Source organism: Acidaminococcus sp. AM05-11, assembly GCF_003472805.1.
GTDB classification, from domain to species: Bacteria; Bacillota; Negativicutes; order Acidaminococcales; family Acidaminococcaceae; genus Acidaminococcus; species Acidaminococcus hominis.
The window spans coordinates 1-24,415 of sequence record NZ_QRMX01000021.1 but is presented as its reverse complement, the minus strand read 5'-3'; the positions used below and the strand labels follow the sequence as shown (position 1 = coordinate 24,415).

General features: G+C 41.6%; 18 protein-coding genes and 1 pseudogene. 15 read left to right on the top strand and 4 right to left on the bottom strand.

Annotation, left to right across the window (positions count from 1 at the left end; all coding sequences use genetic code 11):
• Positions 1-16: 16 nt before the first annotated feature.
• The 13 genes from DW089_RS08910 (at position 17) to DW089_RS08850 (ending at position 12,549) form a co-directional block, all read left to right on the top strand.
• Positions 17-976, top strand: coding sequence for a glycosyltransferase (locus DW089_RS08910; RefSeq protein ID WP_147351162.1), 960 nt, complete (start codon positions 17-19; stop codon positions 974-976).
• Between the two features lie 932 nt (positions 977-1,908).
• Complete coding sequence (locus DW089_RS08905) at positions 1,909-2,868, top strand: glycosyltransferase family 2 protein (protein ID WP_199614776.1); 960 nt, start codon at positions 1,909-1,911, stop codon at positions 2,866-2,868.
• Between the two features lie 32 nt (positions 2,869-2,900).
• Positions 2,901-3,788, top strand: a complete 888-nt coding sequence (rfbA, locus tag DW089_RS08900; protein ID WP_118287128.1) for a glucose-1-phosphate thymidylyltransferase RfbA — start codon at positions 2,901-2,903, stop codon at positions 3,786-3,788.
• Positions 3,789-3,794: 6 nt separating this feature from the next.
• Positions 3,795-4,814 carry a dTDP-glucose 4,6-dehydratase gene (gene rfbB, locus DW089_RS08895; protein WP_118287127.1) on the top strand — a complete coding sequence of 340 codons (1,020 nt, stop codon included), beginning with the start codon at positions 3,795-3,797 and terminating at the stop codon, positions 4,812-4,814.
• A gap of 9 nt (positions 4,815-4,823) precedes the next feature.
• Entirely contained in the window at positions 4,824-5,744 is a 921-nt protein-coding gene (gene rfbD / locus DW089_RS08890; RefSeq protein WP_118287126.1) for a dTDP-4-dehydrorhamnose reductase, read from the top strand.
• Positions 5,744-6,355: a dTDP-4-dehydrorhamnose 3,5-epimerase gene (gene rfbC, locus DW089_RS08885; RefSeq protein ID WP_118287125.1), complete on the top strand. Its 612-nt coding sequence runs from the start codon at positions 5,744-5,746 to the stop codon at positions 6,353-6,355. Before rfbD ends, rfbC begins: the two co-directional genes overlap by 1 nt.
• A 163-nt stretch (positions 6,356-6,518) precedes the next feature.
• Positions 6,519-7,238, top strand: a complete 720-nt coding sequence (locus DW089_RS08880; RefSeq protein WP_199614774.1) for an ABC transporter permease — start codon at positions 6,519-6,521, stop codon at positions 7,236-7,238.
• 10 nt (positions 7,239-7,248) lie between these two features.
• Positions 7,249-8,289 carry an ABC transporter ATP-binding protein gene (locus DW089_RS08875; RefSeq protein WP_199614772.1) on the top strand — a complete coding sequence of 347 codons (1,041 nt, stop codon included), beginning with the start codon at positions 7,249-7,251 and terminating at the stop codon, positions 8,287-8,289.
• A gap of 22 nt (positions 8,290-8,311) precedes the next feature.
• Positions 8,312-9,166, top strand: coding sequence for a glycosyltransferase family A protein (locus DW089_RS08870; RefSeq protein ID WP_118287123.1), 855 nt, complete (start codon positions 8,312-8,314; stop codon positions 9,164-9,166).
• 1 nt (position 9,167) lies between these two features.
• Entirely contained in the window at positions 9,168-10,277 is a 1,110-nt protein-coding gene (locus tag DW089_RS08865; RefSeq protein ID WP_118287122.1) for a hypothetical protein, read from the top strand.
• Between the two features lie 70 nt (positions 10,278-10,347).
• Positions 10,348-11,622: a bifunctional 2-polyprenyl-6-hydroxyphenol methylase/3-demethylubiquinol 3-O-methyltransferase UbiG gene (locus tag DW089_RS08860; RefSeq protein WP_118287121.1), complete on the top strand. Its 1,275-nt coding sequence runs from the start codon at positions 10,348-10,350 to the stop codon at positions 11,620-11,622.
• A 112-nt stretch (positions 11,623-11,734) separates the two neighbouring features.
• Positions 11,735-12,034: a helix-turn-helix domain-containing protein gene (locus DW089_RS11820; RefSeq protein WP_118287120.1), complete on the top strand. Its 300-nt coding sequence runs from the start codon at positions 11,735-11,737 to the stop codon at positions 12,032-12,034.
• A 239-nt stretch (positions 12,035-12,273) separates the two neighbouring features.
• A complete protein-coding gene (locus DW089_RS08850) occupies positions 12,274-12,549 on the top strand; it encodes a hypothetical protein (RefSeq protein WP_118287119.1) in 276 nt (91 codons plus the stop codon).
• Between the two features lie 689 nt (positions 12,550-13,238).
• Here DW089_RS08850 and DW089_RS08845 read toward each other — a convergent pair.
• Positions 13,239-14,027, bottom strand: coding sequence for a hypothetical protein (locus DW089_RS08845; protein WP_118287118.1), 789 nt, complete (start codon positions 14,025-14,027; stop codon positions 13,239-13,241).
• A gap of 295 nt (positions 14,028-14,322) precedes the next feature.
• Positions 14,323-16,005 carry an abortive infection family protein gene (locus DW089_RS08840; protein WP_118287117.1) on the bottom strand — a complete coding sequence of 561 codons (1,683 nt, stop codon included), beginning with the start codon at positions 16,003-16,005 and terminating at the stop codon, positions 14,323-14,325.
• 976 nt (positions 16,006-16,981) lie between these two features.
• On the opposite strand from DW089_RS08840, the gene glf reads away from it, so the two are divergent.
• Positions 16,982-18,079 (top strand): UDP-galactopyranose mutase, encoded by a 1,098-nt coding sequence (gene glf / locus DW089_RS08835; protein WP_118287116.1) that lies wholly within the window; start codon positions 16,982-16,984, stop codon positions 18,077-18,079.
• Positions 18,080-19,444: 1,365 nt separating this feature from the next.
• Here glf and DW089_RS08830 read toward each other — a convergent pair.
• Positions 19,445-19,558: pseudogene (locus DW089_RS08830) on the bottom strand (type II toxin-antitoxin system antitoxin, RelB/DinJ family); the annotation flags it as partial.
• Positions 19,559-19,951: 393 nt separating this feature from the next.
• On the opposite strand from DW089_RS08830, the gene DW089_RS08825 reads away from it, so the two are divergent.
• On the top strand, positions 19,952-20,353 hold the full coding sequence (locus DW089_RS08825) for a hypothetical protein (RefSeq protein ID WP_147351161.1): 402 nt from the start codon (positions 19,952-19,954) through the stop codon (positions 20,351-20,353).
• 1,496 nt (positions 20,354-21,849) lie between these two features.
• Here DW089_RS08825 and DW089_RS08820 read toward each other — a convergent pair.
• Positions 21,850-24,105 carry a LuxR C-terminal-related transcriptional regulator gene (locus tag DW089_RS08820; protein WP_118287114.1) on the bottom strand — a complete coding sequence of 752 codons (2,256 nt, stop codon included), beginning with the start codon at positions 24,103-24,105 and terminating at the stop codon, positions 21,850-21,852.
• Between the last annotated feature and the right edge of the window lie 310 nt (positions 24,106-24,415).

The following is a 24,415-nucleotide window of genomic DNA, read 5'->3' as shown; positions in this document are numbered from 1 at the left end:
TAAAGGGGGATGAATTTTGTCAACTCCATCAGTAACTATAGCTATGGCAATGTATAAACCTAATATTACGTGGCTGCGAGAACAATTAATCTCCTTAAATAAGCTGGATTATCCCAATCTTAACTTAATTGTTTGGAATGATTGCCCCACTGACGACAATCATGAAGAGCTTTTCGCTGAACTTATTACTAAGTTTCCTTTTAGAGTGATAAAGGGTAAAGAAAATTTAGGCTCAAATGGGGCTTTTGAGCAGTTAACTAGATTGATTACGACAGAATATATAGCGTATTGCGATCAAGATGATATTTGGTTGCCTGAAAAAATAGGAATCTTAGTGAAAGAAGCTCAAGAAAAGAACGCTGATCTTGTTTGTACTGACACGTATGTTATTGATGCAAATAGCAATGTTGTTGCCGATTCAATTACTAAAGTACGGCCACGGCAAGTGTTTTATGAAGGACCTAATCAATTTGCTTATCTATTGACGAAAAATTTTGTGACAGGTTGTACAACGTTAGTCAAAACTGATTTTGCAAAATCCACCCTTCCTTTTCCCCAATTTACAGTACATGACTGGTGGCTTGCGTTAAATGCAGCTTTTTATGGAAAATTGGAAATTTTAAGGAAATCGCTGATAAAATATCGTATTCATGGTAATAATCAAACAGGAATGTTAAATGGGATAAAGACTAAAAACGATTATTATAATAAATATATCGTTCACTATAATATGCAAATCAGAGAAATTGATAAAAGATTAGCTTGTAATTATAAGGCACTAAAAGAGGCTATTTTATGGAGTAATGCGAGAATTTGCTATTTTCGAGGAAAAGACATATTAAGTATTTTTGTACTCTTAAAATATATCAATTTAAATAAAAACGTAACATTGTTTGAAATAATAGGAAGATATTTGCCAAATATTCTTTTTGAAAAAGTTGTAAGTTTGCTTAAGACGTATCGCTCAATAGGGTAAGGTAATTAATTCTTTAGGACTAATTATACTTTGAGAAGGTGATTATGGTATCTTCTATAGCTGGAGTTGTTATATTATATAATCCAGATGATTCTGTTGTTCAAAATATTGAATCATATGCACCATATTTAGATCATTTATATGTTATTGATAATTCAAGTTATACAAACATACAGATGATCAGTAATCTGTTTTCTAAACAGCCAACTACTTATATTCCCCATAAAGATAATAAGGGATTGCATATTCTTTAAATGAAGCACTACATTTAACAAAAGACCACTATCAGTGGCTGCTGACTATGGATCAAGATTCCCGATTTCTTCCTAATTCCTTTCAAAATTATATTTCTTGTCTAGATAAATTAGATTCTAATGTCTACGGGATATGTCCTATATATGATGAGAACGATAATATCGAAAATTGTATTTTTAAACCAGTCGAAAAATGTATTACCTCAGGCAATATTATTCAGGTGAAAATAGCGATAGTGTGTGGGGGATTTGATGAGAATCTTTTTATAGATGAAGTCGATCATGAATTCTGCTATCGTTGTAATCGGAAAGGCTATACTCTGTTAAAATACCAAAAGAGAATTTTATTGCATAATATAGGTAATATATTACACGTGAATTTATTTTGCTTTCATTTTACAACATTAAATGAGAACTATCGTCGACAATATTACATTTACCGTAATAAATTATATGTTTGTCATAAGTTCCCCGAATTGAAAATGAGAGAATATAAGTTTTTGCTTATTTGGTTAGCAAAAATTATCCTGGGAGAGCCAGATAAAATAAGAAAGCTATATTATATTTATCAAGGAATTAGAGATTATTTTTTACATAAACTTGGCAAGTACTCGATTAGGTAATAATAGCGCCAAAGTGTAAATGTGAAATGGGAGAAAAATTGTGGTTTCCGTAGCAATGTGTACATATAATGGCTGTAACCATATAAAAGAGCAATTAGAAAGCATTCTAAAGCAAACACGCAAACCGGATGAAATTATTGTTTGTGACGATGGCTCAACAGACAATACTGTTGCTATTGTTAAACAAGTTTTATCTAGATCTTCAATAAAGTATATGGTTGTTTGTAATTCTAAAACTCTAGGGTTCCGGAAAAACTTCGAAAAGACCATTGGATTATGCAGAGGAGATTTAATATTTCTTAGTGATCAGGATGATATTTGGCTTCCGGATAAAATAGAAATTATGGCTAATGTGCTTGAACAGAATAAAAAAGCAATTTTAGCTTTTCATGACGTTTCTCTTGTTGATGGGAAAAGAAATCAATTGTATTCTTCATTTTGGAAGATTCTTCATTTTAATTATAAAAAAGTTCTAGATAATAATTTTGATATTTTTCTACTACATAATGTTGTACAAGGCAGTGCCTGTGTTATAAAAAAGGAACTTTATGATCAGGCAATACCCTTTAGCTCAGTAGCGTATCATGATGAATGGTTAGCACTGGTTGCTTTGATATATGGTAAAATAATTCCTGTGAATTGTTGTTTAATGCAATATAGGCAAGAAAACAATTTAATGGGAGGATTGCCCTTAAAATTTTGGGAAAAAATTAGATTGTGGATCAATAATGTTTATAGAAAATCCCTCTTGCATGTAACTGAAATCCAACGGAGATCTAGAGTATTTAAAGAACTGTTAGATGGATATGGAACTAATATGGCTAGCTATCCAATTGATGTTCAAGTATATTTAAAATTTTTGTTTACGCGGCTCCGTTGTTTGCAAGATAGAAATGTTTGGAATGTTATAAAACTATTTCCTGTCTACTATAGATACTATCAATCTGTAAATTTAACCATAAAAAATTTGTTAAAAGATTTAATTGCTATCATACTAAAAATTCAGGTTAACTAAATTACAAAAATTAGATGTTTGGAGGGTATTTTGTGAAAGGCATTATTTTAGCAGGGGGCAGTGGAACCCGGTTGTATCCGCTGACTATGGTAACATCCAAGCAGCTGCTTCCCATTTATGACAAACCCATGATTTTTTATCCTTTGTCCACGCTGATGCTGGCAGGGATTCAGGATATTCTGATTATTTCTACGCCGGCGGATCTGCCCAACTTTGAGCGGCTGCTGGGGGATGGGTCCCGGTACGGGATTCATCTGTCCTATAAGGTGCAGCCTTCTCCCGATGGTTTGGCCCAGGCCTTTATCCTGGGAGAAGAGTTTATTAACGGGGATTCCTGTGCCATGATTTTGGGGGACAATATTTTCTACGGCGCTGGTCTGACCCGGCATCTGAAACAGGCTGCTGTTAAATCCTCTGGGGCTACGGTGTTTGGGTACTATGTGGACGACCCGGAACGGTTTGGGGTGGTGGAATTTGATGAGCAAGGCAAAGCCATTTCCATTGAAGAAAAACCGGCCCAGCCCAAATCCAATTATGCGGTTACGGGGCTGTATTTCTACGATGCCAAGGTGTGTGAATACGCCAAGCAGGTGAAACCCTCTGCCCGGGGGGAACTGGAAATCACGGACTTGAACAAAATGTACCTGGAACAGCAGCAACTTCAGGTGGTGACCCTGGGCCGGGGCTATGCCTGGCTGGATACGGGCACCATGGATTCCCTGTTTGCAGCTAGTGAATTTGTGAAGGCGGTGGAAACCCGTTCTGGGATTCACATTTCCATGCCGGAAGAAATTGCCTATACCAACGGTTGGATTAACCGGGCTTCTCTAGCGGAAAGTGCCAAACAATACGGAAAATCCCCCTACGGCCAATATCTGCAAAAGGTTGTGGACGGCCGGATTTTACTGAATCAGGAGTGAGAGGGTATGAAAATTCTTGTAACCGGCGGAGCCGGTTTTATTGGAGGGAACTTTCTCCACTATATGCTGAAAAAACATCCGGAAGATACTCTGATTTGTGTGGACAAGCTGACCTACGCCGGCAATCTGTCCACCTTGGCGGATATCTTAGACAATCCCCGGCTGCAGTTCCACAAGTTAGATATTTGCAATCGGCAGGGGATTGACGCCCTGTTTGCCCAGGAGCACCCGGATATGGTGGTAAACTTTGCGGCAGAAAGTCATGTGGACCGGTCCATTGAGAATCCGGAAATTTTCCTGGAGACCAATATTATTGGCACTTCGGTGCTGATGGATGCCTGCCGGAAATACGGCATCAAACGGTATCACCAGGTATCCACGGATGAGGTGTATGGGGACTTGCCCCTGGACCGTCCGGATTTGTTTTTCACAGAAGAAACACCCCTGCATACTTCCAGCCCCTACAGCAGTTCCAAGGCGGGGGCGGATCTGCTGGTGATGGCGTACCACCGGACCTACGGGCTGCCGGTAACCATTTCCCGGTGTTCCAACAACTACGGCCCCTACCATTTCCCCGAAAAATTGATTCCCTTAATGATTATCCATGCGTTAGACGGTGAGCCCCTGCCGGTGTACGGGGATGGGTTAAATGTCCGGGACTGGCTGTATGTGGAGGACCACTGCAAGGCCATCGACCTGATTCTGCGCAAGGGCAGGGTAGGGGAAGTCTACAATGTAGGCGGCCACAACGAAATGCGGAATATTGATATCGTGAAGCTGATTTGCCAGGAACTGGGCAAGCCGGAGAGCCTGATTGCCCATGTAACGGACCGGAAGGGCCACGACAGACGGTATGCCATTGACCCCACCAAGATTCATCAGGAACTGGGGTGGCTGCCGGAAACCACCTTTGCGGTGGGCATCAAAAAGACCATTGACTGGTACCTGAGCCATAAGAGTTGGTGGCAGGACATTGTGTCCGGAGAGTACCAGAATTATTACCAGAAGATGTACGGAAACCGTTAGGAGGCTGCCATGAAAATCTTTGTGACAGGGGTGAACGGCCAGCTGGGATATGCAGCAGCCCTGGAGCTGCTGCAGCGGGGACACCAGGTGATCCTCAGCGGAAGTAAGCCCGTGTATACCGGGAAGCCCGGGCCGCTCAACCAGCTGCCCTATGAGGTATTGGATATTACTAATGAAGAAAAAGTAGAAGAAGTCCTTACCCGGGTGCACCCTGAGGTTCTGCTGCACTGTGCCGCCTGGACGGCGGTGGATGCGGCAGAGGAACCGGAAAATCAAGAAAAGGTCTGGGCAGTAAATGCCCGGGCCACGGAATATTTGGCAAAGACCTGTGCCCAAATTGGTGCTAAAATGGTATACATCAGCACGGATTATGTGTTTGACGGCCAGGGGACAGTGCCCTGGCAGCCGGATGACCAGAATTACCACCCGTTAAATGTATATGGAGCGTCTAAACTGGCCGGGGAGCAGGCGGTCCGGGCAAACCTGGACCGGTTCTATATTGTGCGGATTGCCTGGGTATTTGGCCCCAACGGCAATAACTTTGTGAAAACCATGCTGAAACTGAGGAAGACCCACAGTCAGCTGCGGGTGGTCTGCGACCAGGTGGGAACGCCCACCTATACCCCGGATGTAGCCCGAGTGCTGGCAGAGTTGCTGGAAAGTGAAAACTATGGTTATTACCATGTGACCAATTCCGGCGGGTATATTTCCTGGTACGACTTTGCCTGTGAGATTTTCCGCCAGGCGGGGTATGGCGTGAGTGTACTGCCCGTCACCACGGCAGAATACGGGATTTCCAAGGCGCAACGGCCTTTTAACTCCCGATTGGATACCAGCAAGCTGTCTGCCTGCGGCATTGAGCCTATGCCCACCTGGCAGGATGCTCTCAGCCGCTATATCGCACTTTGGAAGAACGAGGAGAAGGAATAATGGGACAAATTCATGTAACAAAAGATATTCACGGAATTCAAGGGCTGTGTGTAATTGAACCGGCGGTTCATGGGGACGCCCGGGGGTATTTTATGGAAACGTATAACCAGCGGGATATGGAAGAAGCCGGGTTTCACATCAATTTCGTCCAGGATAACCAAAGCATGTCCACCAAAGGGGTGCTGCGGGGACTCCATTTTCAAAAGCACTATCCCCAGTGCAAGCTGGTCCGGGTGGTTCGGGGCCGGGTGTTTGACGTGGCTGTGGACCTGCGGGCCAATTCTGCTACCTATGGAAGCTGGTATGGGCTGGAACTGACAGCGGAAAACAAAAAGCAATTCCTGATTCCGGAAGGCTTCGCCCATGGGTTCCTAGTGCTCAGCGACGAGGCAGAATTCTGCTACAAGGTCAACGACTTCTGGCATCCCAATGATGAGGGAGGCATGGCCTGGAATGACCCGGCAATTGGCATCCAATGGCCGGAAGTGCAGGGCAGCTATCCCGGCAGTGCCAGCGGAGCAGGGTATACTCTGGAAGATGGCACGCCGCTGAATTTAAGCGAGAAGGACCAGCAGTGGCTGGGGATAAAAGAAACGTTTGTGTTTGAATGAAGAATTACCCATTATATTTTTTGGATTTTCCTATTTATTGTAGAAAGTTTATCCATAATTATTAGTTGGCAAATAAATTGGATAACGTTAATGGAGAGTTGGAAATATGAACTCATTTTGGCTTAATTGTATTAAGTATAAATGGCTTATGAAGGAACTCGTTGTGAAGGATTTAAAAATAAAATATCGTAGATCTGTTCTTGGATATCTATGGAGTTTATTGAATCCCCTGATGATGATGACCGTTTTGACTATAGTTTTTTCTTCCTTTTTTAGATTTGATATTCCTAATTATCCAGTGTATTTGTTGACTGGCCAATTGCTCTTTAATTTTTTTGCAGAATCGACAAATATGGCAATGACTTCAGTAATAGCAAATGCAGGATTGATTAAGAAGGTATATTTGCCAAAATATATTTTTCCTATATCTAGAATTATCTCTTCGTTTGTGACCATGATATTTTCACTATTAGCTTTATTTATTGTTATTGCTGCAACAGGAATGCATTTAGGCGTTTATGCTTTTTTTGCTTTCCTTCCATTAATTTATGTATTGATTTTTTCTTTAGGAGTGGGACTTTTTTTATCTGTAGCTGCTTTATATTTTAGAGATGTAATATATCTTTACGGTGTGATACTTACTATTTTATCTTATGCAACCCCAATTTTTTATCCTGAGAGTGTGATTCCAGAAAGCGTGAAACATTATCTTATTCTAAATCCCATGTATGATTATATTTTCTATTTTAGATCTACTTTGATTGATAATGCTTTGCCCTCTCCGATTATACATTTTGCTTGTATATTGTTTTCTTTGGCAAGTTTATTTATAGGATTTTTGGTATTTAAAAAATATCAAAAAAATTTTATATTGTATATATAAGGAGATTATTGTGTGTAAATATGCTATCGAAGTAGAAAATGTTTCAATGAAATTTTCGCTTGCTTCAGAGAGGGTTGATAGTTTAAAAGAATACTTTCTTAAAAAAGTTTCACATAGAATACATAGTGATGATTTTTGGGCCTTAAAAGATATCTCTTTTAAAATTTCTAAGGGCGATTCTTTTGCCCTTATAGGTTCTAATGGCTCTGGAAAGAGTACATTACTAAAAATTATAGCTGGTGTCCTAGAGCCCACCATTGGAAAAGTTTCAGTAAGGGGGGCAATCGCACCATTAATTGAATTGGGTGCTGGATTTGATCCTGACTTGACTGGCAGAGAAAATATTTTTTTAAATGGAGCTATTTTGGGCCATAGTAAAAAATTTATGCTGGAAAAATATGATGAAATCATGGATTTTGCTGAAATAAAAGATTTTGAAGATGTTCCTGTAAAAAATTATTCATCTGGTATGATGGCGAGGCTTGGCTTCTCAATTGCTACAATATCTAAACCTGATATATTGCTTGTTGATGAAATTTTGGCTGTTGGGGATTTTGCATTTCAAAGGAAATGTCAAGATAGAATGCAAAAGTTAATGGAAGGTGGAACAACTGTAGTTTTTGTTTCACATTCATTTTCTGACGTTGAACGGATTTGTAAACACGCCGCTTGGATAAATAAGGGAAATTTAGAGTTTGTAGGAGATTCAAAAGAAGCATGTAACCGTTATGAACATAGTGAGGATTATTTAAAAAGCTTATCAGCTAGTGATGATATACAATATAATATAGATTCAATATGGTCCCCTAATGGCAGAGAAACAATAATACAGGGATGGGCTTATTCTAAATATGGTAATGTGAATATCCTGTTGCCTAGCAATGTTCAAGGAAAAGTGGACAGAGTTGAAAGAGAAGATGTTGTTGCCATAAAGCATCTAAATGGATCACTGTTAGATTGTGGGTTTAAAATTATAGTAAATAACAAGGATCTAGATAACTTAAAATTGATATTAAAAAATAAGGTTCACACATTAACTATTAGAGTATAATCCGTGAAAGTTGGGTGGATTAATGGAAAAAGTATCTGTAATTATGCCTTGCTATAATGATGGTGCATATATTCAAGAAAGTATTGATTCTGTATTGGATTCCACGTACAAGAATATTGAACTAATTATAGTGGATGATGGTTCTACAGACGAATCTACTATAAAAACTTTAGCCCAAATTCATGATGGAAGAATTAGAATTTTTTACAATAATCATTTAGGTCCTGCAGCGGCAAGAAATTTTGCTATTGGTTTGGCTGAGGGAACTTATATTTTGCCAGTTGATGCTGATGACCTTATTGAAAAAACATATATTGAAAAGGCCGTTAGTATTTTAGAGAATGACGAAATGGTAGGGGTAGTCTATTGTTTTGCGAAACTCTTTGGAGAAAGAAATTGTGTTTGGGATTTACCTAAGTTTTCTATGGAAGCCATGCTAGTTGATAATATAGTATTTGTTACTGCTATGTTTAGAAAAAGGACATGGGAAAAAGTTAAGGGGTTTTGTATAGAACTGAAGCATGGAATGGAAGACTATGATTTTTGGTTATCAATTCTCCAAGAAGGTCTAAAAATAGTGCAGATTCCAGAATTTTTATTTTTTTATAGAATAAAACCTGTTTCAAGAACTACAAAATTTATTTTAAGTGATAGTGTAGTCAAAGATACCTATAAACTTATTTATTTAAGGCATAAAAGCTTGTATCGAAGATATGAAGATTTATATAATATATCTATCCGTAATGCCTTAATTACTCAGACTTTCAGAGTGCAGAAACTCGAAAAGTATGAAATTCTTTTAAATAAATTAAACGATTACCCTATATTAAAAAAAATATTAAAAAAACTTTACCATGTATATAAGGAGTGGAAATAATATGGTTATATTTACCTCCATATGTTCTAATTATTTGCATAAAGCTAGAACTTTGGCGAAATCAGTAAAAGAAAATATTTCAGATTCTAAATTTTTGGTATGTTTAGTAGAAGATTCCATTCCTCAAAATGCCAGTTATGAATATTTTGATGAAATTGTATTGGCCAAAGATGCTTGGGAAGGTAATTTTGAGCGATTTATCTTCAAGCATAGTATTGTTGAAGCTTCCACTTCTGTTAAAGGGCAATTTTTTAGGTATTTATATAAAAAATTTCCTAATGAAAGCCAATTTGTGTACCTAGATCCAGATACCTATGTTTATTCCGATTTTATAGAATTAAAGGAATTGTTGAAGGATAATCCTATTGTTCTGTGTCCACATTTGTTGCAGCCAGGAAATATTGATATGGAACTTTCTAGTACTGCTCATGGAGTATATAATTTAGGCTTTTTAGGAGTTAATAGTTCTGAAGAAGCTCAAAAATTTATTAACTGGTGGGCTGATAGGTTATTTTTATTTTGTTATGATGATATGGGTAAAGGTATTTTTACAGATCAAAAATGGGTAGATTTGGCACCTTGTTTTTTTAATGTCTTAATTTTAAAACATAGAGGTTATGATTTTGCTCCATGGTCTTTGTTAAATTGCGGAATGACTGAAGAAAATGATAAAATTTATATACAGGGTGATCCATTAAGATTTATACATTTTTCTGGTTATGGTGCAACTGCTGAAAAATGTATGCGAGAGTGGCTGCCTGAGGGCAATCATCCATTTAAAAAATTGTATCAAGAATATTCGTTAATACATGACGCAAATAATTATGATAATGTATCTCAAGCTAAGTGGACATATTCATGCTACAAAAGTGGAGAGAAAATCTCCCAAAAAGTACGAGAGAAATATCGGGCATCTAACGAGATAATGTATTTGGTTGAAAATCCATTTGAGAAAAGCAATGCATTTTATAATAAACTAAATCTTAAAAGGACAAGAAACCATAATCGAAAAATAGCGCAATATTATCAAAAAGTTATAAATACTTATAACCAAGAGGGAATTCATGGAGTTATAAAGAAAACTATTCACAAACTTACAATGAAAAATTGATGGGTATTATTCTTGATGGGGACGAAATGATGGAATCTTACCAGTTGTTATAAAATAAGAAAGAGCAAAAATGTCGAATAAATATAATTTCGAATTTGATAAGGAAAGCAAGAGAGATCCTTTAGCAATTATTAATAAAAAAATTAAAGCTGGCAGTAAAATTCTTGAATTTGGACCAGCAAATGGAAGATTTACTAAATATTTAAAAAATCAAAAAGAATGTTGTATCGATATTGTTGAGTATGACTTTGAATCAGGAGTAGAAGCTAGTCAATATGCTCTTGTTTCTTGTATAGGACCAGATGAAGGAGATATTGAAAAGGAGAATTGGTGTAAAAAATTAAAGGGAAATAAATATGATGCAATTATTTTTGCGGATGTTTTGGAACATCTGAGAGATCCACTGTCTGCATTAAAAAAATGTCATGAGTTTTTAAAGAATAACGGACAAATTTTATTATCTGTACCTAATATTGCACATAATTCAATACTGATTAATCTCTATTTGAATAAATTTAATTATACATCTGTTGGAATATTAGATAATACACATATTCATTTTTTTACTTACAATTCTTTAATTCAAATGGTTAAGGATGCTGGATATTATCCTGTGTATCAAACCGCTGTAAAAATAAATGTCGGTGATAATGAGATAGATGCACACTATTCTGATCTTGAAGAGATAACGGCTGCTGCATTAAAAGAAAGAGAAAAAACATTAGGGTTGGTATATCAATATGTATTTCAACTAAAACAAGTAGAAGATGAATGTGTAATCGATTTAAACAATCAAGATAATATATATTTATTTAAATGTTATATTAAAGAAAATGATGATACAGATTTTTCTGAGGATAAAGCTATCACAATTAAATTAAACGAAGGAATAAATAATATAAAGATAGATTTAAACAAGTATAAAAGCTTAAGTAAGATTAGATTAGATCCAATGGAATTAGGTGGAGAGGCATATATTCACTGCACTTTTTTATCTAATAATAACAATGCAATTCCAGCCATCTTATCGTATTCAAATGGGATTTTGGTAAAGCCAGATACATATTTTTTTGAAGAAGATGACCCTCAACTAGTTTTTGACGTAGATAATCTATATGTTAATACAATAGCGATAAATATATGTGTTAAGCAATTTAGTAAAATTGATAAACTAAAATATATAAGCTCGTTTTATAAAAGAGAATATTATAATAAAAAGCAAGAAATAGCTTCACTACGAGCTATTATTCAAGAGAAGGATATTAAAATTGAAAATATAATGCATTCAAAATCATGGCGAATTACACAGCCATTTAGAACAATTGCAAAGCTATTAAAAAAATAATTTTGGATGATTGTAAAATCAAGTTGAACTATGTTTAAAAATTAAAAATCCATAGAACGTCTCTTCTGGTAGAATGTAAGTGTCCAAACCAACACTCGAAGGAGAGATTTCTATGAATCAAGTTCATTCTACCACAGATGCCCATAAAAAGGGGAAACATCTTACATATGAAGACCGTGTTCTTATTCAGATTCGTCTCAAAGACAAGCAATCCTCCTGCAAAATCGCTAAAGTGCTGGGCTGTGGACAAATATTGTCTGCAACGAAATCAAACGTGGTACAGTGCTCCTCTATGAGGATAGTGTCAAACGGTACAAGGCTGAGGCAGGTCAGAAGGCATATGAAAAGAAACGTACCGCCTGTTGCCGCATCTATGACCGGCTTAAGAAGGATAAGTTCATCCAGTATGTGAAGAAACAGATTCATGAGAACAAATGGTCTTTTGATGCTTGTGTCGGTTACGCTCTTAAAGAAGGAGTATTCACTAGAGAGCAGATAGAAGGGGCATAACGAGCTACTTAGCAGATCTATCCCAAAGGGCAAGCGAATAGACAGTTACAGTAATGAGCAGATTGCAAAAATTGAGTGATGGTGCGACATCCTTCCGAGGTCGGTCCTCATGTACGCAATAGCGGATGAGCGCAAAGAAGGATGGCAGAAATCTGCCATCCCACAATAAAACGTGAAGAGCCATTATTAACGATACTTCTTTTGGGCTTCACTTTATTTAATATATTAGAGCTATTAATGGGGTTTATTGGCAAGGTACTTGGAATAGGGAAAATAGCTGTAAATGGCAAAAGCTGTTCACCAATACAATTTATTATGCAAAACCCTGTGATTATTGCAAATTTCATCTTCGTCATTTTGTTATTTTTCGTTTGGATGGCGGGTATGACTCAATTCTTGGGGCCAGGAACTTTTTAGAGGTTCAATAGAAGGGCATGGATTGATTTGAGATTATTGCCTTTTTATAAATAAAAGCGTGATATAGGAATCACTTCACTAGAAGTGGTTCCTATTTTGTCTCCCACTGGGATTTGCTGTATAGGTGATTACCTCGGAAGATTATGACGCAATTCGAAATCTGTATATGTCAGGGATAAGCCAACGGTACATCACATAAACAGGAGTCGATAGTGCCATCTGCACGGACTTTTTAGGCCAGGTCCCCGGCGTTTTTAGGCCAAATTGCCGGAGGCGTAGGCCAGTGGGCGAAAGGGAGTATTAGGCTTTTCATTATGGGAATACTCTGACATTGCAAAGAAAAAATCATCAAGATTGCAGCGGTGATGAAATTCTGGTGATGGGGAAAAAGCGGCAGGGTGCTAACTGATATGCATTATGGCACTGGATTGCTACGGCTGGCTGTCGCTGATTTGCCAGGGTGGTTGGTAATATGCGCAAAGGGATTTGGGAAATGATGGGATGGGCGTTGCTTTTAGCAGGTTGCTACAGTGCTTTGATGACAGCAGAGGGGGCAATTTGGTGACAAGGGAGTGTAGCAGTTGAACGTTAATAAAGTGGGGATGAGGTTCACTTAAAATATCGATAGTGGTATATGTATGACATTTTTTTCTAGAATCCCTTTTTGTTTTAATTATACATGAATGCTATTAATTGATATCTCTATATACTAAAATGGGAATGATTGAATATGATGATGATGAGTAAAAACCATGAGTAATATCAGTGAAATTATCTATAAATTTATCAATTTGCGGACCTTCCGGAGATTCAAAACCTGTTTGGCTTTGAGAGGGTATGTAATCTAAAATACCGAAAACATACCATTGGCCAGGTAGTTTAGATCCGTATGTTCGAGCAATGTCGGATTGATTGATGAAAAGGCTTTTTTCTTTTAAAATTCCTGAGACTTTCATCCCGTCATCCAATATCAGCGATAACTCAATAGAATTCGAAAGTAATTGAATAAAATCATTAATAAATTTAAGCGGAAGAGTAGATTCTTTAGTAATCTTAAAATACTTTTGGTTTTTCAAAAATATTGGAGCTAATGATTTGAAAGATTGTAGATCACGAATTTTAATAGTACCATTTAAAATGACTAATTTTTTAGAAAATGGTTCATTTAATGTTTTTTGTATGGGTAGAGATAAATCGTGTAATAATTGAATGATTTTATTATGGAAGGGATCATAATTTTCTTCCGCAGATTTAGTTGCTGTATTTTCACTTTTATATTCAGCAGCAACCAATTTTGCGTCAGCTTTGCCGGATTTGGTTGAACCAGTTGAATCTTCAACCATTTTAACTACACTTCTCGGAGTGCCATCACGCAACTGAGAAATTAATGAGTCAACTCTAGTTTCATCAACATAAAGGAAATCAATTAATGATTTTTCAGTGATGGATGTTTTTTGCTTAGTAGTTATTTCATTCATTCAATTTGACTCCTTTGACATGAATAAAATTAAAGATAATAATTCTTATAATACTCAATATATAAATTCGGGTATATAGCCGATGTCTTTGGCTTTCTTTAGACCCTTCTAATAGAACGTTTGAATAACAACTTTAGAATTTTTGGTGCTAGGTAGACTAGGAAAAAATCATTGATGTTCACAACGATAACCAACGAGAGGCAAATTTTGAGTATTTGATGGAAAATTTGGTAGAGTAGAGATTTGCATTCTTATATTCTGATGCTTTAGTTGGCAAGGATGGTATATTCAATTCTTAGGAAGTTATTGTTTCTTGTTGCTTTTTTGTTTCTTGCCAGGAAAGCCAAAGGAAGAAGCATAAATTGACAGCACTATTTGCAATAAGTATAGCTTGAGGCATTTCCAAACATTTAAATGTAATTTCTTTGCCGTGTCCATTTCCATATAGATTGCGAATTTCTGCAATACTACTAATCACTCCACGTAAATTTCCACAAAAACTTTTTAATTCTAAGTTTGCAGGGCTGTCATTTGGAATGCTTTTTGGAGTAAGCTTTAGTTTACTAAGTACAATATTACATAACTGTGGAAACTTTACTTTATTATTAAAAGGTATTCCCATTTCATCAAGAATGGTCTTGCAGCAGGATTCTATGAGTTCTTTTGCTTTGCCAATGGCATCTGTAGGATTGGTGATGGCTTCAGTAAGCATAGTATCAAGTTCCATTTGTAAATATTGGCTTGAGAATACGGTTTGCTTTAAGTGGTTTAGTACATAAGCGGTTAAATCAAAACCTTTTTGGTGTGCAGTGTAACTGTGAACAAGGTTGGTACAGGGAAAATATTCTTGATGTGGCTTACTATTAGAGATAATTCTTTCATCAGTGATATATGAAATACAAGATGTAGGAAGAAGGATATATTGTTGACAGGACGGAAGTCTTGAGCAAGTAATAGATTTATTTCTCCCTGTTGTTATTTCCAATATAAAATTTTCTCTTTCTAGTTCATACTTTCGGTCTTCGCCAGCAATAGATAGAGAAAACTTATCGGTTTCCTTGAAATCATACCCTTCTGAGAAATCATTGGATCCTGACATCAATCGAAAATAGCATTGGTTAATTGAAGAATAAGTAGAAGTACTATAATAAGAATCCGACGGGTTTTCAGATTTGATGGAAGATGGATTTTCTAGATAGTCCATCATGGTTTGGGAATTTAAGTCTGGTATGATTTGCTTAAAATCTTTAAAAGTATTTTTTTTATTGTAAACTGCTTCAATCAAACTATCCAGCTGTCTTTGTGGGAGTCGCTTTTTTTGAGTACTATGCAGTTGATTTTGTGCTGAACAAACAGATTGTTGTTCCAAGCTTTGATGTTTTTCACCGTAATTGATGGATTCAGGTAAAGTTAAGGATGTAATCATATGGGGAATAGAATTCTTTAATGAAGCAAGCTGAACTGCTGAAGAAATCCCCTGTTTGGTGGTCCAATATGATTGAGAAATCATCATAAAATACTGTTGGGCTATTTTTATGGAAGTTAAAGTGTTTTTATGATAACTTACTAAGGGCGAAGCGTATTGTGTAAGTGGCAGTAAAGCTTTTGTTATTTCTCTGTATGTATTGCTAATTTGCTGTAGTGAATTATTCTCCCAAAATGTAGTAGTTGCTTTATATTGAGTAGTTCTTATATTGGCTATGGATTTATTAATGCCGACGACTTGCTTAAATGTTTTATCATTTTGAATCAATTGCTTTGCTAATCTGGCTAAAGGACTTTTATTAATGGTGTGGCAAACTGCCAAATCTTTTACAGTAGCGACAGGTAGTTGAATATTCATGAGGTCATTATATTGTGTCGCTATTGCTTTTAAGCCTTGGGAAGTTTCTGAATCTTTTAGATTAGAAATTGCTGCAGAAAGTACACTTTTGGTTGGGACGATTTGACTGTTTGAAGAATGCTGGGGATTACCCATGATTTCAACTCCTTTAATTTTTGTATAATAACAACGCTTAAGTAAATAGTATAGCAGATAATTAAGATGAGTCAAGACTGTGTGTATCAAAATTAATCACTACACAATATGTGCAGGAACAAGCACGGGAATAATGTTTTACCTGAGAGAATAAAAAATTAATCTTATCAATAAAAGAGTAAAAAAACACCCATTATAGGACGACTAATCTAAGAACATTAGAGCTAATTAGATCTCTTACGAACACATATGAACATATACGAACACATATGAACTTTTAGCTCAAATGATAAAATAATTGGGGTTTCCTCAATTTTGAAAAGGAAATTGAAGGGAGATTTTCTTCTCTGTTTGGGTGATAAGCCTTGCAGTTTATTCTTAAAATGCTGCATAATTTTCCGTATAAAATTTTAGAATACGAGAAATGATAAGAAGAAAATCCTGAGAGATGAGGTGAAATTTGCTTTCCCATTTCTTATATTAGCATTTGCATCTAAATTTTGTAACTAAATAACTGGATATACAACACGAACACTTTAAGCCACCTTGCCGGAGGGGTAGGCCAGTAGGGAAAGAGAAAATAGGCATTGTATTATGGGAATATTCTGGTATTACAAAGAAAAAATCATCAGGATTGCAACTGTGATGAAATTATGGTGATTGAGGAAGAAAAGCGGCAGGGCGGGGCTGGGGTGTACAATTTTGGGAATGGAAAAATAGAAAAGGGGCCTGCTTCTCCGTAGAGTTGCAAGGCCCCTGCAGCGCACCCTCAGGTTTGCTGCTTAATTCCTTGGGTGAAATTATAGGATAAAAGGGCAGTGGTGTCAAATGGGGTTTGGAATGGGGGCGGTGATTTCTGACATTCTTAGCTCATCGTTTGTACTGACTGGCCCTGGGTTTTGTCTCCCCCTGGGATTTGCTGTATAATGGAAGCATCTATTATGCGAAAAAATCCATTGGTCATAGGGGGATCTATATGTACGATTATTTGATTGTTGGCAGCGGGTTGTTTGGTTCTGTGTTTGCGCATGAGATGACGAAGGCGGGGAAGCGGTGTTTGGTGCTGGAGCGGCGGGACCATATTGGGGGCAATGTGTACTGCGAGGAACGGGAAGGTATCCGGATTCACAAGTACGGGGCGCATATTTTTCATACGTCGGACAAGGGGGTATGGGATTATGTGAATCAGTTTGTGGAGTTCAATCATTATGTCAATTCTCCAGTGGCCAATTACAAGGGGGAGCTGTACAATCTGCCTTTTAATATGAACACGTTCTCCAAGATGTGGGGGGTGGTGACGCCGGCGGAAGCAGCGGCGAAGATTGCGGCCCAGCGGGAGGAGGCAGGGATTTCGGAGCCTCGAAATCTGGAAGAGCAGGCGATTTCTCTCATTGGGACGGATATTTACACGAAGCTGATCAAGGGGTACACGGAAAAGCAATGGGGGCGGAGCTGCACAGAGCTGCCGGCGTTTATTATTAAGCGGCTGCCGGTGCGGTACACGTTTGACAATAATTATTTCAATGACCGGTACCAGGGGATTCCTATTGGGGGCTACAATGTGCTAATCCAGGGGCTGCTGAAGGGTATTGAAGTGCGGACCGGGGTGGATTATAACAAGGAGAGGAAGGCTTATGAGGGCGTGGCCAAGACGGTGGTGTACACGGGGCCGGTGGATGCGTATTTTGGGTATCAGCTGGGCCGGTTGGAATACCGGGGGCTGCGGTTTGAGACGGAGCGGCTGGAAGAGGTGAATCACCAGGGGGTGGCGGTGATGAATTACACGGATCGTGAGACGCCGTATACCCGGGTGATTGAGCACAAGCATTTTGAGTTTGGGACGCAGCCGGTGACGTATGTGACCCGGGAGTATCCGGCGGAGTGGCAGCCGGGGGAGGAAGCGTATTATCCGGTAAATGATGAGCGGAATCAGAAATTGTATGAGCGGTACGCGGAGCTGGCGAGGAAGGAGAAGGGGGTTATTTTTGGGGGCCGGCTGGCGGAGTATAAGTATTATGATATGGATGATGTGGTGGAATCGGCTTTACGGGCTAGTGCGGTCTGCGGACAATAATAGCGATGTTTGCGGGGAATCCTCGCAGTGGTTCGCGGCTACCCACTCAGTTACGCCCTTCGGGCTTACTTCGCGGGCCGCTATCACAGGGGTCGTATATTCCATTTCCCCACGGCCGGAGGCCTTGAGAAATGGATACGACTCCCTTAGTCAGCCTGCGGTGACAGCTCTCCCCAGCGGTTCGCGGCTCGCATTAGCCAAGAGTCCTTTGATAAACTGTGGACTCTTGGATGCGACTGCATAGTGGTTCGCTGCTAGCCAGGCGGCGTCGCCCTGCGGGCTTGCCTTCTGGGCAGCTATCACAGGGGTCGTATATTCCACCTTTCTGCGGCTGATGCCTTGAACGGTGGATACGACTCCCAAAGGTGAGAGCTTTGGGCGCCCGTTGGGCTGGCCCTACGGGCCAATTGGATGAAACTTCTATCGTCGCCTGAATCCTGGAAAAACTTCTTCCGTCAGCCTGCCGGCTGCCACCCCCTTAGTGGTTCGCCGTGTTCCAATCAGCAGCGTCCTTGCGGACTTGCTTCTTGGACGGCTATCACATGGGTCACGTGTACCAAACAGCTTCTAGAATACCCGTGACGCTGTTTGGACGTGACCGCAACGCTTGAAGGGGGCTATAAAGGAAAATGCGACACTTCCTACAGTGGTTCGCTGCTAGCCAGTCATTTTCGCCCTACGGGCTCAATTCCTGGGCAGCTATCACATGGGTCACGTATTCCAAATATCTTCTGGACAAATAGTAAAGATATTTGGATGTGACCGCAACGTTTGCAGAAGACTTTCTAGGCCGCTACTGGCCGTGTGCTAAATGGGGGATAGTGCTGAAATGCAGGTAGCGGTCCCAACCCGGCATTGCTGGAGGCAATGCCGACCTTCCCCGCCTTGGGATACTGTTGTGCGGAGAAGGCAGGCGGCCGGGGGCCGCAAACAACTGGATAAACTTCTATCGTCGCCTTACGGCGACACTTCCTTCACTCTTGAAGGAAGCGTTCTAGGCCACTACTGGCCGTGTGCTTAATGGGGGCAGTGCTGAAATGTAGGTAGTTGCCTCATCACGGGTAGTATATAGAATTGGGTGATTGGTTTTCCAGGGACGATATATTTTTCTGTGGTGATTTGGTATACTATAACAAAGGCCAACTTGTGAAGGGTAAGGCTGGGTTCCCGAATGGGAGTAGGCGTGATGCTGAGAATTCCTTTGCCCCTGGGGTTGGCTTATTTTTATATCTGATTTATGGCTCTGTTTTTCCTAAGGGGAAGGCGGGGCTTTTTATTTTTGGGCAAATAAAAAGCTCCTCTGGGGTGCAGGGGAGCTAGTGACCTACGGGCACATAGTGGGTTTTGCTGTGTATTTTGGTTGTGTTATTTTAGCAGGTCTTCAAATAGTTGGTTTACGTCGTGGTAACCTTTTACGGAGGGGTCTTTTGCGATTTTCTTGGCTTCTAACATGGCTTCCAGAGTTTCTTTATTTGGCTGGGGGGTGGTTTGGGGTTTGGTTTTGGTTGGGGGTTGGGATGGGTTCTTGGGCATGGGGTTTGCCTCCTTTGGGGAAATGTATGGGTATAATAATACAAGAATTTGACATGTTTAATTCTTTTAAAATGGGCTCTGCTTAAAATTGGAAAAGGTGTTTTAGCAGGGGTTTGTAGAAATTTTGGCAGTATTTAGTTTTAATATTCTAACAACTTAGCACGATGGTGTCAAGGGTGTTCCTTGGGAGATGGCTTATTTATATGGTTGGTAACATTTTTATGAGGAAATAGTAGGTTTACAATTTTGTAAATTGGTAAAAAGAAATTGAACATTGCTGGGTTTGCGTCTATAATGGAACAAAATGTGTTTTTGGGGGCAGGAAAGGGTGAATGGTGTATGTCTCCTCTTTTTATTGGTTTGTTGGCTATTGTGCTGCTGGTGGTGTTCGGGGGTTTTTGGCGGAATGTGCTCCAAGGGCGTTTTTCGTTCTCTACTCGGGAGTGGGGGTTCAAGTCGCTGTCGTTTGCTAGTTTGGGGCTGGGGACGGTGCTGATTTTTTTACAGCTGGCACAGGTGCTGGGGGATTTTCGGCTGCTGCTGCTGGGGGTTGTGTGCTGTGGTATTGGGGCGATTTTCTTTGGGCTGGGGGTAAAGTACCAGGAGGCGTCCGAGGTGGAACGGGAAGCGGGGCCTGAGGTGGAGCGGGAGGTCCGGGGGAATACGCCTTCGTATAAGGAGCTCATTGGGCTGGGGGTGTTTGTGGTGGTGTTGGGGGTAGTTGTGGAACTCACAAGATAGTTAGTGCGGTCAGCGGACTTCCTGGCGGTGTTAGCCGGGAATCCTCGCTCAGTCACCTGCGGTGACAGCTCCCCCAGCGGTTCGCGGCTCGCTGCGCAGCTGCGTCCTACGGACTTGCTTTGCAGGCCGCTATCGCATGGGCCTTATTGACCAAACATCCGCTGGAAAGATTGCGGATGTTTGGATGCGGCCGCATAAAGATAGGAGCCTTTAAGGGTTGGTGCGGTCTGCAGACTGTTGGTGTAACCTGGCCCTTCGGGCATTTTGGATTTGAACTCCATCCGCCGGCAAGTTTGCCGGCACCTTCCTCTTCTCCTGTTCGCATAGCGAACAGGTAAGTGGAAGGCAACGCGGCCGGGAGGCCGCTAAAAACCAGGGATTGGCCAACAAAACGTTACCACCACGTTCCTAAAATAACATCATTTTGAAGATAACATAAGAACGAATAAGTAAAATAAAATATACTATAATTGCGAATTATGCTTGGAGTTCCAATTCTTGGAACTCTCTTCGTCGCCTTCCGGCGCCACTTCCCTCACGCTTGATGGAAGTCAATAAAAATGCACTACCACATTTCTAAAATCACTTATTTCTGATAACAATGTCGGGGTATACAAGTAGAATAAAGTATATTTTTATTGCAAATTTGCTTTAGCAACTGACCTCGCACGCAAGCGGGCGCAGGTGGCATCCGAAGGATGACGGAGAGTGCTCCTACTGCGGCGCTGGCGCCGCAAATGTATGATTAAAAGCTAATAATTGGATGAAGAACTTCTATCGTCGCCTGCGGCGACACTTCCTGAGCGGTTCGCCGTACTCCAGTCAGTTTCGCCCACAGGGCTCACTTCCTGGACGGCTATCGCATGGGTCACGTATTCCAAATATCTTTTGGACAAATTGTAAAGATATTTGGACGTGACCGCAACGTTTGCAGAAGGCTTTCTAGGCTACTACTGGTCGTGTGCGGAATGGGTGATGTGTTGTGAAGTTTGGTTTTGAACCCCATCCTGCAATGCCTGTGACATTGCTTCCTTCCCCTTCTCCTGTTCGCGCAACGCGGCGAACAGGTAAGTGGAAGGCAGGCGGCCAGGGGCCGCAAATACTTGGATAAAAAAATCATAATTGGTTGATATGCTGTGTATTCCGGTTCTAGGGAAGGATCTTCCTAATATAAAAGGGACGGATTTGGCCTTAGGTCTAAATCTTGATGATATCAGGTACCTTTTGCAGATTTTTAGGAACACACACCCCGCTTAATCTGAATTGGGCCGGGCTGGATATTTTCGGTCAAGGATGCGTTGCATTGTGCTTGTCCTTGACGGAAAATATTCAGGCTGGCAGGCTCTGGAAAGCGGGGTGTGTTTCCAAGTTGGGGATAAATGCGGGCTGCGGGGTGTAGTGCTGGCCGGACCTCTGGGCGTCTTGTCTTTTACATCAAAAAAGGCAATCATCTTTTTTACAAGATGGTTGCCTTTTTTCCTTTTTTAGGTTGGTTCTTATTGGTCCAGGGCCAACAGGAGTTGGTTTCTGTTATGAACTTTGTATCTTTGGTACAGGCTGCTGAGTTGTTTTTTGACGGTGATTTCAGCAACATTTAATTCTTCGGCGATTTCTTTATTGGTGCGGCCTTCTTTGACGCGTTGGATGATCAGGAGGTCGCGGGGGTTGAGTTTGTTTTCTTCTACTGTGGGGTCGGTGACGGGGACGAGAGTATAGGATTTCAGGTGTTTGATGAAGGTGTTGTATTTGGTTCTGGGGGCCAGGCGGTCCATGATGGGTTTTAACAGGGTGGTGTGTTCTACGAAGGGGAGGGTCAGGTTATCGGGGATGGCTTCGTCCAGTGCGGTGGCAAGGAGTTCTTCGGCTTTGTCGGCTTGGCCGGTATGTTCCAGGGCGGCGGATCGGGTGATGGCGTCGTAGCAGCGGCAAAGCTGGGAGGATTCTCTTTGGGGCAGGGTATCGCGGTGCTGGGTGGTGAGTAGGAGGAGGTTGTATTTGCGCAGGGCCAGCTGGATTCTATGCCGGACGGACTGGCGGAAGCTCTGGAGGGAGGGGTATTCGGGGAGGTTGTTCAAGCGTTCCAGGGCTTTGCTCATATGGGCTCCGGGTTGTTCTAACATGCCGGAGATGAAGATGGAGGAGAGTTCCAGGTCGGTGCGGGTCAGGGGGTCGGTGACTTTTTCCTGGAGTCTGTGGAAGTAGGCTTTCCAGCGGCGGAATTTTACGGGTTCGTTTTTGAGGAGGACGATTCTGGGGTACAGGTACAGGGCCAGGAGGGCGTGCTGCTGCTGGTCCAGGGTCTGGAAGGGGACTTCGAAAAAGCTGAGGAGGAGTTCTTCGGCGATTTCTAAATTGCCCTGGAGGTAGGCTTTTTCGGCATCGGCGGTGGCTTGCCACAGGGGGCCGCTGCAGCCTTCGATGCATTGGCCGCAGATGGCGTAGATTTCTTTTAGCTGGTCTACGTTTTTCTCCAGTTGGCCTTGGTTCCGGTAGTACAGGGACAGGGGTCCGGTGATGCCGCGGTGGATGCCTTGGAAGTAATCCCGGCTCAAGTGGACGCCTTTTTCCAGGCACCAGTGGTGGACCCGGCGGAGGGCGGGGAGCATGGCGTCCAGGTCGGGGACACTGTCCAGGGCCTGGAGGAAGAGGATTTGGGCGGTGTCTTCATCGGTGGGTTCCCAATCTGCGGGGAGCTGGGACAGGAAGATATCGCGTTCTTCTCGGGCGGACTGGGGGGAGGCCAATAGGTTCAGGGCCAGGAGCAGGAGGGTGCAGCTGGAGAACCGGCGGACTTTTTCCAGGGGGGTGGACTCGTGGAGCAGTTGAATCAGGCTGGAGGGCTGGAGGCCGTTTAGCAGGGTGAGGCCGCCTTCGTGGATCAGGCGCAGGGCCAGGGGGAAGGCGCGGCCTTCCAGGGCTAGCTGGAGGGCTTCGGGGAGTTTCTTTTGGTGGCGCTGCCAGCGGGCGGCGCGGATATAGGCTTTCTTTTGCCAGTTCCAGGTTTCGATGTGGAATTTGCCCTGGAGGTATTCCCGGAATACGGGGTGGATGGTGTAGGCGCCTTCGGCGGGTTCATACACCAGGAAGGGGTTCCGTTCCCATTGTTCTTCCAGGTGGCGCAGGGCGGGGGCGTGGGCGCACAGGTATTCGGCGTGGCCTTTGGAAAACTGGGGGAACAGGGAGAGGCCCAGGCATACGCGTTTTTCTTCTTCGGGCAGGGGGAGGTAGAATTGGTCGATGAATTGGTAGAGGACGGCTTTGTCCCGGTTGGTGAACAGGGCCAGGTCGGCGGTTTTGAGTCTGCGGAAGTTGCGGATGCCTTTGCCGATGGCAAAGAGTTCGGTGTCTTTCAGGGCTTCGTAGGCCATGGAGTGGTTCAGGTAGGCGATTTCCCACTGGCCTTCTAGGTTTTTGCGGAAGCAGAAGGCGCAGCGCTGGTAGCCCTGGAGGTACATTTTGTAGGTGGGGAGGGTTTCTTCCAGGGAGCAGAGCTGGACTAGCCAGAGGTTTTCGCAAAGTTGGTGGACCAGGGTTTCTTCTTCGCTGATGGCGCAGGGGACCAGCTGGTCTTTGCCTTTGCGGAAGATTTCGGTGACGGCGTCCCGGCCTTGGGCCAGCATTTCCCGGCCGGCGCCCATCCAGATGATGTCGGGGGCCAGGTGGGCCAAGAGGGGTTCTATGTCAGCGTTTTCAATATAGGAATGAAGGATTTTCTGCCCCAGGTGGAGCAGGTCTTCTTCAAGTGGTGTCATGGCAGGTTCCTTCTTTCGGGGTCAAGGTGGGCTGGCGGGGCCAGCGGGGTATATACGATGGTATAGGGGAGGGGTAGGGTTAGTATATACTACTGTCTTATATATACTATAGGATAAGAATGTGTAATTGTCTATAGAGATATGGGAAGAAATATAAGAAAGAAGTAGAATTGTTGGACGCAATTTAAAGGGACGTGCGGTCAGCGGACTTTGCAGGCAATGTTTTCCGGGTATCCACTCTCAGTCACCTTCGGTGACAGCTCTCCCCTCGTATGATATGTATGTGAGTTATTAAAAACAGCTCACATAC